The sequence below is a fragment of the Streptomyces sp. KR80 genome (genome assembly GCF_052245555.1).
GTDB lineage: Bacteria > Actinomycetota > Actinomycetes > Streptomycetales > Streptomycetaceae > Streptomyces.
On record NZ_JBQQCD010000020.1, the window covers coordinates 35,365 to 49,966 of the forward strand.

12 protein-coding genes and 2 pseudogenes are annotated in these 14,602 nt (G+C 70.0%); 6 read left to right on the forward strand and 8 right to left on the reverse strand.

Going from position 1 to position 14,602, the window contains the following annotated elements:
* Positions 1-72: 72 nt before the first annotated feature.
* Positions 73-1,551, forward strand: coding sequence for an LCP family protein (locus ACTWQI_RS24350; protein ID WP_443273723.1), 1,479 nt, complete (start codon positions 73-75; stop codon positions 1,549-1,551).
* A gap of 47 nt (positions 1,552-1,598) precedes the next feature.
* On the opposite strand, the gene ACTWQI_RS24355 is transcribed toward ACTWQI_RS24350, so the two are convergent.
* Entirely contained in the window at positions 1,599-2,147 is a 549-nt protein-coding gene (locus tag ACTWQI_RS24355) for an acyl-CoA thioesterase (protein ID WP_443273725.1), read from the reverse strand.
* A gap of 128 nt (positions 2,148-2,275) precedes the next feature.
* On the opposite strand from ACTWQI_RS24355, the gene ACTWQI_RS24360 reads away from it, so the two are divergent.
* Entirely contained in the window at positions 2,276-3,541 is a 1,266-nt protein-coding gene (locus ACTWQI_RS24360; protein ID WP_443273726.1) for an LCP family protein, read from the forward strand.
* A gap of 73 nt (positions 3,542-3,614) precedes the next feature.
* Here ACTWQI_RS24360 and ACTWQI_RS24365 read toward each other — a convergent pair whose 3' ends face one another.
* A complete protein-coding gene (locus ACTWQI_RS24365) occupies positions 3,615-4,787 on the reverse strand; it encodes an acyl-CoA dehydrogenase family protein (RefSeq protein WP_443273728.1) in 1,173 nt (390 codons plus the stop codon).
* 204 nt (positions 4,788-4,991) lie between these two features.
* Here ACTWQI_RS24365 and ACTWQI_RS24370 point away from each other — a divergent pair, with 204 nt between their 5' ends.
* Positions 4,992-6,335 carry a UDP-glucose dehydrogenase family protein gene (locus ACTWQI_RS24370; protein WP_443273730.1) on the forward strand — a complete coding sequence of 448 codons (1,344 nt, stop codon included), beginning with the start codon at positions 4,992-4,994 and terminating at the stop codon, positions 6,333-6,335.
* Positions 6,336-6,443: 108 nt separating this feature from the next.
* Here the strand turns inward: ACTWQI_RS24370 and purE are convergent, their stop codons facing one another.
* Together purE and ACTWQI_RS24380 are read right to left on the reverse strand one after the other, a co-directional pair.
* Entirely contained in the window at positions 6,444-7,022 is a 579-nt protein-coding gene (purE, locus tag ACTWQI_RS24375) for a 5-(carboxyamino)imidazole ribonucleotide mutase (protein ID WP_443273731.1), read from the reverse strand.
* 11 nt (positions 7,023-7,033) lie between these two features.
* Positions 7,034-8,206, reverse strand: a complete 1,173-nt coding sequence (locus ACTWQI_RS24380) for a 5-(carboxyamino)imidazole ribonucleotide synthase (protein WP_443273733.1) — start codon at positions 8,204-8,206, stop codon at positions 7,034-7,036.
* 186 nt (positions 8,207-8,392) lie between these two features.
* On the opposite strand from ACTWQI_RS24380, the gene ACTWQI_RS24385 reads away from it, so the two are divergent.
* Positions 8,393-8,917, forward strand: a complete 525-nt coding sequence (locus ACTWQI_RS24385) for a GtrA family protein (protein ID WP_443273735.1) — start codon at positions 8,393-8,395, stop codon at positions 8,915-8,917.
* A 69-nt stretch (positions 8,918-8,986) separates the two neighbouring features.
* Here ACTWQI_RS24385 and ACTWQI_RS24390 read toward each other — a convergent pair whose 3' ends face one another.
* On the reverse strand, positions 8,987-10,228 hold the full coding sequence (locus ACTWQI_RS24390) for an ATP-binding protein (RefSeq protein ID WP_443273736.1): 1,242 nt from the start codon (positions 10,226-10,228) through the stop codon (positions 8,987-8,989).
* Positions 10,229-10,346: 118 nt separating this feature from the next.
* Positions 10,347-11,024, reverse strand: coding sequence for a response regulator transcription factor (locus tag ACTWQI_RS24395; RefSeq protein WP_443273738.1), 678 nt, complete (start codon positions 11,022-11,024; stop codon positions 10,347-10,349).
* Positions 11,025-11,451: 427 nt separating this feature from the next.
* Here ACTWQI_RS24395 and ACTWQI_RS24400 point away from each other — a divergent pair.
* Positions 11,452-11,709 (forward strand): annotated as a pseudogene (locus tag ACTWQI_RS24400) (zinc ribbon domain-containing protein); the annotation flags it as partial.
* Positions 11,710-11,737: 28 nt separating this feature from the next.
* Positions 11,738-12,019 (forward strand): annotated as a pseudogene (locus ACTWQI_RS24405) (MFS transporter); the annotation flags it as partial.
* A 99-nt stretch (positions 12,020-12,118) separates the two neighbouring features.
* Here the strand turns inward: ACTWQI_RS24405 and ACTWQI_RS24410 are convergent.
* The gene (locus ACTWQI_RS24410) at positions 12,119-13,456 is read right to left on the reverse strand and encodes a hypothetical protein (RefSeq protein ID WP_443273826.1); all 1,338 of its coding nucleotides are present in this window, start codon (positions 13,454-13,456) and stop codon (positions 12,119-12,121) included.
* 38 nt (positions 13,457-13,494) lie between these two features.
* A complete protein-coding gene (locus ACTWQI_RS24415; RefSeq protein ID WP_443273828.1) occupies positions 13,495-14,559 on the reverse strand; it encodes a neocarzinostatin apoprotein domain-containing protein in 1,065 nt (354 codons plus the stop codon).
* Positions 14,560-14,602: the final 43 nt, after the last annotated feature.

The window sequence follows — 14,602 nt, forward strand, 5'->3', positions numbered from 1 at the left end:
GGCCGTAAGACCCGATGGACCGCGACCTACGGTGGTCCCGGTCACAGCCAAGCCCGCGCGGAGGTGTCCCCGTTGACCACACCGGCTCGCCCTCCCCGGCGGCACCCCCGGGGCCGCCTCCGGCGACCTCCGGCCCGGCGCCGCTGGGGGCTGCGGCTGGCCGCAGGGGTGTCGGCTCTGGTGCTGCTGGCCGGAGGCTGCGGGCACATGGTGGTCAAGGGGCTCGACAGCGCCATCGGCCGGATCGACCCCTTCGCGGGACTGGACGACCGCCCCCGGGGGAGCGACGGACTCAACGTCCTGCTCGTCGGCACCGACGGCCGGGACCGGCTCACCCCGCAGTCGCGCGCGACGTTCCACCTCGGCGGCGACTCCTGCAACTGCACCGACACGATCATGCTGGTGCATCTGTCGGCGGACCGGAAGCGAGCCAGCGTGATCAGCATTCCGCGCGACTCGTACGTCCGGTTCCCCGCGCACACCGACCAGGAGAGCGGACGGAAGGTCCCCGCACGGCCGGGGAAGATCAACGCCGCTTATGCGCACGGAGGGCCGCAGCTGACCGTACGCACGGTCGAGGACATGACCGGTCTCCACGTCGACCACTACCTCGAAGTGGACTTCATCAGCTTCATGAAGACGGTCGACGCCGTCGGTGGGGTCGAGATCTGCACGGCGCGGCCGATGCAGGACCGCTACAGCGGCCTGGTCCTGCCCGCCGGCACGAGTCGGCTGAACGGCGGCGAGGCCCTGCAGTACGTCCGCTCCCGGCATGTCGACGGCGCCGCCGACCTCGGCCGGATGCACCGCCAGCAGCGCTTTATCGCCGCGCTCGTGCACAAGGTGACCGGCGGCGGCGTGCTGCTGAACCCGGTGCGGTTCAACGAGGTCAGCTCCACCCTCCTCGGCTCCGTCCGCGCGGACCGCGGTTTCGATGCGGAGAAGATGCTGGACCTCGGCCGGGCGATGCGGCACTTCACCCCGGCGTCCTCGGAGTTCGCCTCGGTGCCGATCGCGGACCCCAGCTTCCCGGTGCCGGGACTCGGATCGACCGTGAAGTGGGACGAGAAGCAGGCCGACCGGCTCTTCCGGGCGCTGCGAGCGGACCGGCCGCTCGCCGTCCACCGTCCGCTCCGGGAGCGCGCGGCGCTGGTCGATGTGCCGCCCGGACGCGTCCGCGTGCAGGTCGACAACGGCACGGACCGGCCCGGTCTCGGTCGACGGGTCACCCGGGCGTTGCGCGACACCGGCTTCCTCACCACCGATAAGCCCGGGAACGCGGCCGTGCCCGTCCACCGTACGGTCGTCTCCTACGACCCGGGCTGGGACCGCTCGGCCCGTACGGTCGCAGCCGCGCTGCCCGGGGCGGAGCTGCGGCCGGTCTACGGGCAGGGCCCGGTGATGCGCGTCACACTCGGCTCGGACTTCCGGCGGGTGCGCCGGGTGCGGGCGGAGTCCCCGACGCCTCAGGGGACGGGCGTGGGCGTGGACGGTGCCCATGGCTCATCCGAGATCGCGGCGATCACGGGCGACCAGGTCCTCTGCGACTAGCTCACTGCTGAGGCCGCTCCGCTCGTAGCCGCCGGTGTGTGGGCGGGTCAGTCGCCCATGCCCTCGGCGGCTCGCTTGGCGCGGAGTTCCTTGATCGCCCGGCGGCGGGCCAACCGGTGGGTGCGTCTGATCTGCGCCTCCTGGTAGCGCCGCTTGTCCTGCTCGGTCTCCGGTACCACCGGCGGCACGGGACGCGGCTTGCCGTCCGCGTCGACGGCTGCGAAGACGAGATACGCGCTGCCGACCTGCGTGGGCGGCGTGGACTCGTTCCAGCGCTCGGCCAGCACCCGGACCCCGATCTCCATGGAGGAGCGCCCGGTCCAGTTGCACTGGGCCTTGACGTGGACGAGGTCGCCCACGTGGACCGGCTCCAGGAAGACCATCTCGTCCATGGACGCCGTGACCGCCGGCCCGCCCGAGTGCCGCCCGGCGACCGCGCCCGCCGCGTCGTCCACCAGCTTCATGATCACCCCGCCGTGCACGGTCCCGAGGAGGTTGGTGTCACTCGCCGTCATGATGTGACTCAGCGTGGTCCGGGACGCTGCGGTGGGCTTGCCCGGAATCGTTGCTTCCGGGGGCGCTGCCTGGTCGGTCATGCCGTCAACCTTATGCGGCGATCCACCCCGACCCCTCCCTCGTAGCTTTGCATCAGGTCTGCTACAGCCAAGGTGTGATTCGCCACTCACCCTGTATGACTGTGGACCCGGAAGGCACACTTCCCCCTATGAGCGATTGGCGCGATGGATGGACCGGCAACAGCAGGGACGGGTACGGGCGCGGCGGCGCCGGCCCCAGGCCCGAGTCCGCGCGCGCCATGCGGCAGCGTGGCGGCGGTGACGGATACGGAGGCTACGGCGGGCGCTACCCGTCCGAGCCGCCGATGCCGCCGGGCATGTCGCCCCGCCGGGCCGCCGTCCCCAGTCAGCAGTCGCGGGGCTACGACGACTACGACGACGGGTATGGACAGGGACAGGTGTACGGCGACGGGTACGACGACGGACCCTACGACCGCCGGGGCGGCCGGGGCAGACGGTTCAAGAACATCGCGCTGACGCTGATAGTCGTCCTGCTCGTGGTCCTGATAGGCACCTATTTCTGGGCCGACTCCAAGCTCCGGCGCGAAGTCGACCTGTCGAAGGTCGACGAACGCCCCGAGACCGGTGAGGGCACCACGTACCTGATCGTCGGCTCGGACAGCCGTGACGGCCTCACCGCCGAGGACAAGAAGAGCCTCCACACCGGGTCCGCGGCGGGCAAGCGCACCGACTCCATGATCATCCTGCATGTCGGCAGCAACGGAAACACCATGGTCTCGCTGCCGCGCGACTCCTGGGTCACCATCCCGTCCTTCCACGGCTCCGAGTCCGGCAAGGCCTTCCCGGCCCGCGGCGGCAACAAGCTCAACGCGGCCTACTCCATCGACGGCGCCCCGCTGCTGGTCCGCACGGTCGAGTTCAACACCGGTCTGCACATCGACCACTACGCGGAGATCGGCTTCGGCGGCTTCGCCAAGATCGTGGACGCGGTCGGCGGCGTCGAGATGAACATCCCGCGCGACATCAAGGACAAGGACTCCGGCGCGGACTTCAAGAAGGGGACGCAGACGCTGAACGGCGAGCAGGCGCTGGCCTTCGTCCGTAACCGCAAGGAGGCCGGCAGCGACCTGGAGCGCACCAAGAACCAGCAGAAGTTCCTCTCTGCGCTGGCCAGCCAGACCGCCAACCCCGGCACCGTGCTCAACCCCTTCAAGCTCTACCCGACCATGGGCGCGGGCCTCGACACCCTGGTCGTCGACAAGGAGATGAGCCTGTTCGACCTGGCCGAGATGTTCTGGGCGATGAAGGGCGTCACGGGTGGCGAGGGCAAGTCGATGAACATGCCGATCGCCGGGCCCGCGCCGGCCGGCTCGCTCAAGTGGGACATGACGCGGGTCAAGCAGCTGGTGCAGCAGCTCAAGAACGACGAGCCGGTCACCGTCCAGGAGGACTGACCGGACCTGAAAAGGCCCCGCCAGTCGGCGGGGCCTTTTCCGTTGTCCGCGGCAGGTCGCGTGCGTTGCGCGTTTACGGCAGGTTGCGCGCCATGACGATGCGCTGGACCTGGTTGGTGCCCTCGTAGATCTGGGTGATCTTGGCGTCGCGCATCATCCGCTCCACCGGGTAGTCGCGGGTGTAGCCGTAGCCGCCCAGCAGCTGAACCGCGTCCGTGGTGATCTCCATGGCGGCATCCGAGGCGTAGCACTTGGCCGCGGCGCCGAAGAAGGTCAGAGCCTCCTTCTCACCTCCGGCGGCAACGCGCTCGGACTTCGCCGCGGCGGCGTAGGTGAGCTGGCGGGCGGCCTCCAGCTTCATGGCCATGTCGGCGAGCATGAACTGGACGCCCTGGAAGTCGGCGATCGGCTTGCCGAACTGCTTGCGCTCCTGGACATAGCCCTTGGCGTAGTCCAGCGCGCCCTGGGCGATGCCCAGCGCCTGCGCCGCGATGGTGATGCGGGTGTGGTCCAGGGTCTTCATCGCGGTGGCGAAGCCGGTGCCCTCCTCGCCGATCATGCGGTCGGCGGGGATGCGGACGTTGTCGAGGTAGACCTCGCGGGTCGGCGAACCCTTGATGCCGAGCTTCTTCTCCGGGGCGCCGAAGGAGACGCCCTCGTCGGACTTCTCCACGACGAAGGCCGATATGCCCTTGGAGCGCTTCTCGGGGTCGGTCACGGCCATGACCGTGTAGTACTCGCTGACGCCCGCGTTGGTGATCCAGCGCTTCACACCGTTGAGGACGTAAGTGTCGCCGTCCCGGACGGCCTTGGTCTTCATACCGGCGGCGTCGGACCCCGCGTCCGGCTCGGACAGACAGTACGAGAACATCGCCTCGCCCGCCGCGAGCGGCGCCAGGTACCTCTTCTTCACCTCCTCCGAGCCGGAGAGGATCACCGGAAGCGAGCCGAGCTTGTTGACCGCCGGGATGAGGGAGGAGGAGGCACAGACCCGCGCCACCTCCTCGATGACGATCACGGTCGCCAGCGCGTCCGCACCCGCGCCGCCGTACGTCTCGGGCACGTGCACCGCATGCAGATCGTTCCCGACCAGCGCTTCCAGGGCCTCCTGCGGGAAGCGGCCCTCCTCGTCCACCTCGGCGGCGAACGGCGCGATCTTCGCCTCGGCGAGTGAGCGCACGGACTCGCGGAGCATCTCGTGCTCCTCGGACGGCCGGTAAAGGTCGAATTCAGTCGAGCCCGCCAAGGTGTCCTCACTCCAGACAACGCTAACTACTGTTAAGTAACTCGATTCTAGGGGCGAAGCCACGGACCGTGGTACGTGAGCTTGCCGACAGCGACGTCAGCAGGGGCCGCCCCCTCGGCTGCCTCCCTGAAGAGCGGCCCCTACCCGGAGCGCGGCCCGACTATGCTCGTGCCGCAGTCCAGCCCGTACCTCCAGGGAGCATGCATGGCCCCGAAGATCACCGTGATCGGCACCGGATACCTCGGCGCCACGCACGCCGCCGCCATGGCCGAGCTGGGCTTCGAGGTGTTGGGGCTCGACGTGGTCCCCGAGAAGATCGAGATGCTGGCGGCCGGCCGGGTCCCGATGTACGAGCCGGGGCTCGAGGAGCTGCTCCACCAGCACGTCGCCGGGCTTGAGGGCGCCACCGGGCGGCTGCGTTTCACCACCTCCTACGAGGAGGCGGGAGAGTTCGGCGACGTCCACTTCGTCTGCGTGAACACTCCGCAGAAGCACGGCGAGTACGCCTGCGACATGAGTTACGTCGACAGCGCCTTCGAACAGCTGGCGCCGCACCTGCGGCGGTCCTGTCTGGTCGTGGGCAAGTCCACCGTGCCGGTGGGCAGCGCGGCCCGGCTGGCCGCGCGGCTGTCCGAGCTGGCCCCGGTGGGCGAGGGCGCCGAGCTGGCCTGGAACCCGGAGTTCCTGCGCGAGGGCTTCGCGGTCCAGGACACCCTCCACCCGGACCGGATCGTCGTCGGCATCCGCAGCGAGAGCGCCGAGAAGCAGCTGCGCGAGGTGTACGCGGCGCCGCTCGCCGAAGGCTCGCCGTTCATCGTCACCGACTATCCGACGGCGGAGCTCGTGAAAGCCTCCGCGAACTCCTTCCTCGCCACCAAGATCTCGTTCATCAACGCGATGGCCGAGGTGTGCGAGGCGGCCGACGGCGATGTGCTGAAGCTCGCCGAGGCCATCGGACACGACGAGCGGATCGGGAAGAAGTTCCTGCGCGCCGGGATCGGTTTCGGCGGCGGCTGCCTGCCCAAGGACCTCCGCGCCTTCATGGCCCGGGCCGGCGAGCTGGGCGCCGACCAGGCGCTCACCTTCCTCCGCGAGATCGACTCGATCAACATGCGCCGCCGTGGCCACATGGTGGAGCTGGCCCGCGAGGCAGTGGGCGGGGGCGGTTTTCTCGGCAAGCGGGTGGCGGTGCTCGGCGCGACGTTCAAGCCGGACTCCGACGACGTACGGGACTCCCCCGCGCTCAACGTCGCCGGGCAGATCCACCTCCAGGGCGGCCAGGTCACCGTCTACGACCCCAAGGGCATGGACAACGCCCGCCGGATCTTCCCCACCCTGGGCTACGCCCCCACGGCGCTGGACGCGGCGCGCGGCGCGGATGTGGTGCTGCACCTCACCGAGTGGCGTGAGTTCCGCGAGCTGGACCCGGCGGCGCTGGGCGAAGTCGTCGCGGAACGGCGGATGCTGGACGGCCGGAACGCGCTGGATCCGGAGCTGTGGCGCGAGGCCGGCTGGACGTACCGCGCCCTGGGCCGCCCGCGCGCGTAGCACCCCGGTTCGGCGACGGGTACGGGGCCAGCCGTCGAGGCCGACGAGCGTGGCCGTCGACGGAGCGCGGCGGTGGTTTCGACGCCCGCGGGGCCGGGTGCCGTCCCGCTACGTGCCGAAGCCGAAGCCGGCGCTGCCGTCGACCTTGGCCCGCAGCCGCTTGCCCTTCTCGGTGGCCTGGTCGTTCAGCTCGTCCTGGAACTGCCGTACCCGGCCGAGCAGTTCGGGATCGTGGGCGGCCAGCATCCGTACGGCGAGCAGGCCCGCGTTGCGGGCGCCCGCGACGGACACGGTGGCGACGGGCACCCCCGCGGGCATCTGGACGATGGAGAGCAGGCTGTCCATGCCGTCGAGGTGCTTGAGCGGCACCGGGACGCCGATCACCGGGAGCGGGGTGACGGAGGCGAGCATGCCCGGCAGATGCGCGGCGCCTCCCGCGCCCGCGATGATCGCCTTGAGACCGCGGTCCGCCGCCTGCTCCCCGTACGCGATCATCTCGCGCGGCATGCGGTGGGCCGAGACGACATCGACCTCGTAGGGCACCTCGAACTCGTCGAGCGCCTCGGCGGCGGCTTCCATCACCGGCCAGTCGGAGTCGGAGCCCATCACGATGCCGACGACGCGCGAGGAAGGGGGCGCGTCAGGGCTCGTACCGGGGTGGTGGCCGGCCGGCTGGGCGCTGCTCATCTGGGGCTCTCCTATTCGACGACGGTGCCGCGCAGGTAGTCGGCGGCGTGGCGGGCGCGCTCGCGCACGTCGGCCAGGTCGTCGCCGTAGGTGTTGACGTGGCCGACCTTACGGCCGGGCTTCACGTCCTTGCCGTACATGTGGATCTTCAGCTGCGGGTCGCGGGCCATGCAGTGCAGATACGCGGAGTACATGTCGGGGTAGTCGCCGCCGAGGACATTGGTCATCACCGTCCAGGTGGCACGAGGACGGGGGTCGCCGAGCGGCAGGTCGAGTACGGCCCGTACGTGGTTGGCGAACTGCGAGGTGACGGCGCCGTCCTGAGTCCAGTGCCCGGAGTTGTGCGGGCGCATCGCCAGTTCGTTGACCAGAATCCCCGCAGTGCCGTCGTCGCCGCGGGTCTCGAACAGCTCGACCGCGAGATGCCCGACCACGCCCAGCTCCTCGGCGACGGTCAGGGCCAGCTGCTGCGCCTGGAGCGACAGTTCCTCGGAGAGGCCGGGGGCGGGGGCGATCACGGTGTCGCACACGCCGTCGACCTGGATGGACTCGACGACGGGGTAGGCGACGGCCTGGCCGCTGGGGGAGCGGACGACGTTGGCGGCCAGCTCGCGGACGAAGTCGACCTTCTCCTCGGCCAGGACCGGTACCCCGGCGCGGAAGGGGTCCCGTGCCTCCTCCGCACGGTGGACGATCCACACGCCCTTGCCGTCGTAGCCGCCGCGCACGGTCTTGAGGACGACCGGGAATCCGTCTCCTGTTCCGCCGGCAGACACCCCCTCCTGCGCGAAGCGGACGACGTCCTCCGGGTCGGTGACGATCCTGTGCCGGGGGCACGGCACGCCGATCGCGTCGAGCCTGGCCCGCATCACGCCCTTGTCCTGGGCGTGGATCAGAGCCTCGATCCCGGGGCGGATGACGAAGCCGTCCGCCTCCAGGGCGTGCAGGTGCTCGGTCGGCACATGCTCGTGATCGAAGGTGATCACATCGCAGCCTTGTGCGAACGCACGAAGGGTCTCGAGGTCGTGATAGTCGCCGACCACGACCTCGTTCACGACCTGGGCCGCCGAGTCCTGCGGACTGTCGCTGAGGAGCTTGAATCTCAGGCCGAGGGAGATGCCCGCCTCATGGGTCATACGGGCGAGCTGGCCACCGCCGACCATGCCGACTACCGGGAATGTCACCTGCCTAGGGTATCCGTCGGCGGACACTGCGCCCGTTCTCCCCTTGGAGGATCCTCCAGATCCCGCCCGGTGCTCTGCGCGGGTGGCCGCCCGGGTGTCCCGGCAACGGGGCGGGGAGCCGCTGGATAGCATGGGGCGCCCGGGACCAGACCGACCCACGCCAACGACGGAGTTAACACGATCACTATGGGTGAACGGCGCACACTGCGTTCGCGGCTGAGGCAGCTGATCCGCGAGCTGGCGAAGTTCGGAACGGTCGGGGCGGTCGGGTCCCTGGTCAACTTCGTGGTCTTCAACCTCTGCGTACACGCCATCGGCCTGGCCGTGGTGCGCTCCGGGGTGATCTCCACGTTCGTCGCGATCTGCACGAACTACATCGGCAACCGCTACTGGACCTACCGGGACAGCAATCGATCCCGGCGCACCCGCGAGCTCACCCTCTTCTTCCTCTTCAGCGGCGTCGGCCTGGTCATCGAGAACGGCATCCTGGCCATCTCGCACTACGGCCTCGGCTTCACCTCGACCGTGGCCGACAACGTCGCCAAGAACGTCATCGGGCTCGGCATCGCCTCGGTGTTCCGCTTCTGGTCGTACCGGACCTGGGTGTTCCGCACGCTGCCCGGGCACGAGGCCGTCGAGACCGCTGAATCGTTCCTGGAGGAGGACGCGCTGCTCTCCGACCCCCAGTACCGGGTCAATCGCCTGAAGTAGGGCCGCGTCCATCCCCCACCCGGGCTTGGGCTCAGGGGGACTACCTCCCCCGTTACCGCTGGGGGTGCCTCAAGAGGTGCCCGTATCGCAGCTCAAGAAGAGTGCGAAGACGGGTGGCTTCTGCTGCAGCAGCTCCAGCCGTCCGCCGTCCGCCTCCGCCAGGTCGCGGGCGACCGCGAGACCCAGCCCCGTGGAGTTCCGCCCACTCACCGTCCGTTCGAAGACCCGCGCGCCGAGATCCGGCGGGACGCCCGGACCCGCGTCCGTGACCTCCACGACCACCTGGTTGCCGGTGACCCGGGTCCGGATGGCCACCGGGCCCGCGCCGTGCATCAGCGAGTTCTCGATCAGCGTCGCCAGTACCTGGGCGACCGCCCCCGGGGTGCCGACCGCCCGCAACCCCTTCTTGCCCGAGCGGACAATGGCCCGTCCAGCGCTCCGATAGGCCGGCCGCCACTCCTCGATCTGCTGCTTGACCACCTCGTCGAGGTCGAAGCCGATGGCCGAACCGGTGCGCGGATCCCTGGAGTTGGTGAGCAGTCGTTGCACCACGTCGGTGAGGCGTTCGACCTGGCCGAGCGCGATCATCGCCTCCTCCTTGACCGTCCCGAGGTCGTCCGTCGCGGAGATCTCCTCCAGCCGCATGGAGAGCGCGGTCAGCGGCGTCCTCAACTGGTGGGAGGCGTCGGCGGCGAGCCGCCGTTCGGCCGTCAGCATCCGCCCGATCCGCTCGGCACTCGCGTCGAGCACGTCGGCGACCCGGTCCAGCTCCGGCACCCCGTACCGCCGGTGGCGCGGTCGGGGGTCACCCGAGCCCAGCCGCTCCGCCGTCTCGGCGAGATCGGTGAGCGGTGCGGTGAGCCGGTGTGCCTGCCGGAGGGCGAGCAGCACGGCGGCCCCGACGGCGAGCAGCGCGACCGCAAGGATGATCAGCAGGGTGCGGCCAATCTCCTCGCTGACGGTCGCCGAGGACTCCTGGACGGTGACCGTCTCGCCCTGCTCGCCGGTCTCCTTGGCCTCGATGACATCGCCGGCCGGGCGCTCACCGATGTCGATGGGACGGCGGCCCGGAAGCTCGATGCGGGCAAAGCGCTCGGGAGTGATCTGATCGCGCAGCACCTGCGAGGCGATCCGTTCGCCCCCGAGCAGCCGGCTCTCGACGATGCTCACCAGGCGCACGGCCTCGGAGTCCACGCTCTCCTGGGCGCTCTGCTCGATCGTCCGGGTCTCGACGATCACGAGCGAGACACCGAAGACGGCGATCACCACGAGGACCACGGCGAGCGTGGAGTGGATCAGACGGCGGCGCAATGTGCTCTCCGGGCAGGGGTCATACGAATCCGGGGGCGGCCCCCGGGCAGAACGCGGCGCGGTTCACCACCGCTCGGTACCCGATCCCGTCGCATCGCCGCCTCCCGCCCGGCAGGCACTAGCTCTTCTCGAATCGGAAACCGACCCCGCGGACCGTGGCGATGTAGCGCGGGTTCGCGGCGTCGTCACCGAGCTTTCTGCGCAGCCAAGAGATGTGCATGTCGAGGGTCTTGGTGGAGGACCACCACGTGGTGTCCCAGACCTCGCGCATCAGCTGGTCGCGGGTGACGACTCGGCCGGCGTCCCGTACGAGGACCCGGAGCAGGTCGAACTCCTTGGCGGTGAGCTGCAGCTCCTCCTCCCCCATCCAGGCTCGGTGCGACTCGACGTCGATCCGTACGCCGTGGGTGGCCGGGGCCTGCTGCGACTCGACGGCACCGCGGCGCAGCAGGGCGCGTACCCGGGCGAGCAGCTCGGCCAGCCGGAAGGGCTTGGTGACGTAGTCGTCGGCACCGGCGTCGAGACCGACGACCGTGTCCACCTCGTCGGCGCGGGCGGTGAGCACCAGCACCGGGAAGCCCTGGCCCTCCGTGCGAAGCCGGCGGCAGACCTCGAGACCGTCCATGCCCGGCAGGCCGAGGTCGAGGACGAGCAGGTCGACGCCTCCCTGGACGCCGGCGTCGAGAGCGCCGGGACCGTCCTCCCGCACCTCGACCTCGTATCCCTCGCGGCGCAGAGCACGGGCGAGCGGCTCCGAGATGGACGCGTCATCCTCGGCGAGCAGTACTCGGGTCATGGGGTGATGGTAGTCCGCACAGGTGGTGGGGCGGGGCGTGCTGACGAGACCCTGCGGTATGCGACTGATGAACGTCGGCTACCTTCGAAAGAGTCACGTCGTTCCTGATCCACTTGTGATCCACCTCTCAAGTCCTTCCATATACCGCCCAGGTATGACGTAAGGTGTCGAAGCGTCCGATAGCACCAACTGGGGACCTTGCGATGTCGACCACATCGAAGGTCTCCCTTTCTGTGCTCGGGCCGGAACGACCGGCCTCGGACAGTCATTGGCCTGTAGGCCGGGGCCGTGCACATCTCCCGCGTGATCTCCTCGCACCTCGTGAGCATCTCGGCGTTGAATGCCCTGTGCTGGCACGTGTCGAGAACGATCAAGTGCGCATGCAGGTGATCAACGACGTGGCGGCCGCCGCGCATGTGAGGCTAGCGGTGGCTCCCTCCACAAGGTTCCCGCTCCCGGCACCTCCCAGCGCTGCTCGGCCTGTGGTTTCATCACACCGGGCAGCCGGGAGTCCCAGGCCGTGTTCGTGTGCAAGAACCCCAACTGCGGCTGGTCCGGCAACGCCGATCACAACGCAGCCCGGAACACCTTGTACCTGTACCGGATGGGCCTCGCGCTCATCCCGGCTGCCGGGAGGGCAGTCGTCAGGCGCGCTCGTCGCGTCAAGCCCGCCACCGCAAGGTAGGTGGGAATCTCCCGCCTCAGCCGGGAGAGCACTCCAAATGATTCAGACCATCGGTGAACTCTGCCTCTCGCCGGTCGGCCTCTCCGTCACCACGAAGATGGCACCGGCGAAGTACGCCGGCCAGACGATGGGGGTCTGGTTCCTCGCCGTCACCGCCGGCGACTGCACCACCGGGCTGCTGTCCCTGGCGGGCGTCGACCTGAACGGTACGGGCGTCATCACCCTGGAGGCGCTCCTGGCCGCGCTGGCCGGCGTCGCGGTGTACATGTACCGCAAGCGGGTCCAGCAGCTGATGGGCGGCGTGCACTGAGGCACCGCCCCCGGCGTGCACTGAGGCACCACCGCACGGCATGACGAGGGCCGCCGCACCGATCGGTGCGGCGGCCCTTGCATGTTCTCGCGGGAACTCTCAGCGGGTGCCGCGCAGCCTGCTCCAGGGGGTCAGGGTGAAGACCGCACCGCCGAGCAGGATGACGGTGCCCGCCACCATGGCCAGGGCCTGCAGGCCGCCGTGGTCGCTCGCGCCCGTCTCGGCGAGGCCGCCGCCCGAGGACGACGAGCCGCCTGCCGTGCCGCCGGTGCCGCCGCCCGTACTGCTCCCGCCCGCGGCACCGCCCGGCTGAGCGGCGGTGTCCAACTCGAGCGAGGGGCCGGGGTCCTTGGCAGGAGTGCAGGTGGTGGTCGTGCCGAGGGCCTTGACGGTCAGCACGCCGGGGGTGAGCGTCGTCCTGCCGTCCGCGCCGGGCTTGTAGGTGCCCTTGAGATCCGGGATCGCGATGGGATCGCCGTTCTTGATGGGCTCCTTGTTGGTCGGGCCCTCGACGTGGACGAAGCCCTTGTCGGCGCCGCCCAGCTTGACCTCCATCGAGGGCTTGACGGAGTCCGCGGGGATGTCGGCCGGGCTGTCCATCACCGACTTCTTGAACTTCACGGTGAGGTCGAAGCTGCCCCCGCTCTTCTTGCCGTTGATCTGGACCGGGGAGGTCGCCTTCTTGTCGCCGATCGGGGTCTTGCACTCGTACGGGACCAGGACCTCCTTGCCCGTGTACGCCGTGCCGTCGGGGTCGCCTCCACCGCCGCTGGAACCGGCGGAGCCCCCGCTGGTGCCACCGCTCGAGCCACCGCCGGTGGTGGATCCGCCGCTGTCGTCGCCGCCCGACGCCGAGCCACCGGACGTTGTTCCGCCGCTGCTCGTACCGCCGTTGGTCGTACCGCCGGTGCTCGTACCGCCGGTGTCACCGCCGCCGTCCGTCACCGCGATGGTGACCGCGGGCTTCACCGTCTCCTTCGGGGAGCACTTGGTGTCCGTCGACACCGGCTTGCTGACGTTGATGTTGTAGAAGCCGGGTGTCAGCGTCACCTCACCCGCCTTCTCCAGCTTCAGCGTGCCCTTCATCTCGGAGAGGACCATGGGGCTGTTCTTGGGGATCGGCGGATTCTGCCGTGGCCCCTCCATGGCCAGTTCACCGCTCTGGACTCCGCCGACCGTGATCTTCCCGGTCGGCTTGACGGTGTCCTTCTCTAGGTCGATGACGTCCGGGTTCTTGGAAGCGGCCTGCACTGTCGTCCAGACCACCTCCACGGTGTCCCCGACCTTCGCCGTCGCCGGAGCCTTCACGTCCACTTTCGTGGTGCCCTGCACCGGCGGCCGGCCGGAGATCGGGGGCGGAATGCACTCTGTCGCGAACGACACCTCCGCGGCATGCGCCGGGCTTGCGGCGAACAGCAGCCCTGCACCGCCGAGCATCAGCGCGACACCGGCCGCGCTCACCCTCCGTTGTCTGCTCACGGGGTTCCTTTCGACGGGGGACGGTCATCTGACGGTGCGGAAGCATGTGCGGGCGGAGCCTGGGGCGGAGCCTGCTCTCCCGGAGGCTCGTCCGAGTCCGGCCAGGACAGATCGGGCCGGCTCGGTTCGTCGTGCCACGCGAGCTCCGGTCCTGGCGCGGTACGGCCGGCGCGCGGGCGCTCATCGGACGGCGCGCGGGAGGCCGTAGGGCCCGGGGCGTCCGGAGCGGGTGGCGGCCTGCGCGGCCGGACGTGGTCGACGATCGCCATGCCGATCCGGAAGACGGCCGCCGGGACGACGATGAACAGCAGCGCCCAGAAGAGGGTGACGCCCCAGGGGCGGCCGACGCCCCACGGCTGCTCGGTGAGCACCTTGCCCTGGTATTTGAGCGACACCAGATAGTCCCCGTGTGCGCCCGCGGAGAGCTCGACCGGCAGTCTGATCTGCGCCTTTCTGCCTGCGGGCACGGTTCCCCGCCACTGCTGCTCCTCCCAGCGCGGCGCGAAGACACCGTGCGAGGTGCCGACTTGGAAGATCGGATTCCGGACCGGTGCCGACCCGAGGTTGCCGACGGTCAGCACGAGCTGCCGCTGGGGCGGGGCCCCGAACCAGGTGAGCAGCCCGCTCGACCCGTCCAACCGCGCGGCGAACACCGCGATCCGGCCCGTGCCCTCCTCCTGCGGCAGCGGCTCGACGGGGTGGCCGGCGACCACGAACTCCTCGTCCACAGCCGCCGTTTCACCGGTCACGGTGGCCACGTGGACGACGCAGGGACACGGTTCGGGCGGTTCGGCGACCGGCAGCTTCTTGCTGAAGCGACCGTCGGAACGGGTGGTGACGGCGCGGCCGTCGGCGTTGGCGCAGGCGTTCGTGCCGCCGATCATGTTCTGGCCGCAGATGAGGATCATGAGCAGCGCATCAGGGCGCCAGCCCGCACCGCTGACGGTGATCGTGCCGCCCGTGCCGGCCTCCTGCTTCGACAGGGTGACGGTGGGGCCGTCTGCGGCCGTGGCCGGCGCGACGCCCCCCGCGGGGAACAGCACGAGCAGGGCGGCGACCATGACGACCACGAGTACGGTCCGGCGCCGTCGGCCTCGGTGGCTC

Bases quoted from the DNA above. Each gene is read 5' to 3' on its own strand.
- ACTWQI_RS24355 (WP_443273725.1), bottom strand. From the start codon at position 2,147: ATGACCGACCAGGCAGCGCCCCCGGAAGCAACGATTCCGGGCAAGCCC.
- ACTWQI_RS24360 (WP_443273726.1), top strand. From the start codon at position 2,276: ATGAGCGATTGGCGCGATGGATGGACCGGCAACAGCAGGGACGGGTAC.
- ACTWQI_RS24370 (WP_443273730.1), top strand. From the start codon at position 4,992: ATGGCCCCGAAGATCACCGTGATCGGCACCGGATACCTCGGCGCCACG.
- purE (WP_443273731.1), bottom strand. From the start codon at position 7,022: ATGAGCAGCGCCCAGCCGGCCGGCCACCACCCCGGTACGAGCCCTGAC.
- ACTWQI_RS24385 (WP_443273735.1), top strand. From the start codon at position 8,393: ATGGGTGAACGGCGCACACTGCGTTCGCGGCTGAGGCAGCTGATCCGC.
- ACTWQI_RS24395 (WP_443273738.1), bottom strand. From the start codon at position 11,024: ATGACCCGAGTACTGCTCGCCGAGGATGACGCGTCCATCTCGGAGCCG.
- ACTWQI_RS24410 (WP_443273826.1), bottom strand. From the start codon at position 13,456: ATGCTCGGCGGTGCAGGGCTGCTGTTCGCCGCAAGCCCGGCGCATGCC.
- ACTWQI_RS24415 (WP_443273828.1), bottom strand. From the start codon at position 14,559: ATGGTCGCCGCCCTGCTCGTGCTGTTCCCCGCGGGGGGCGTCGCGCCG.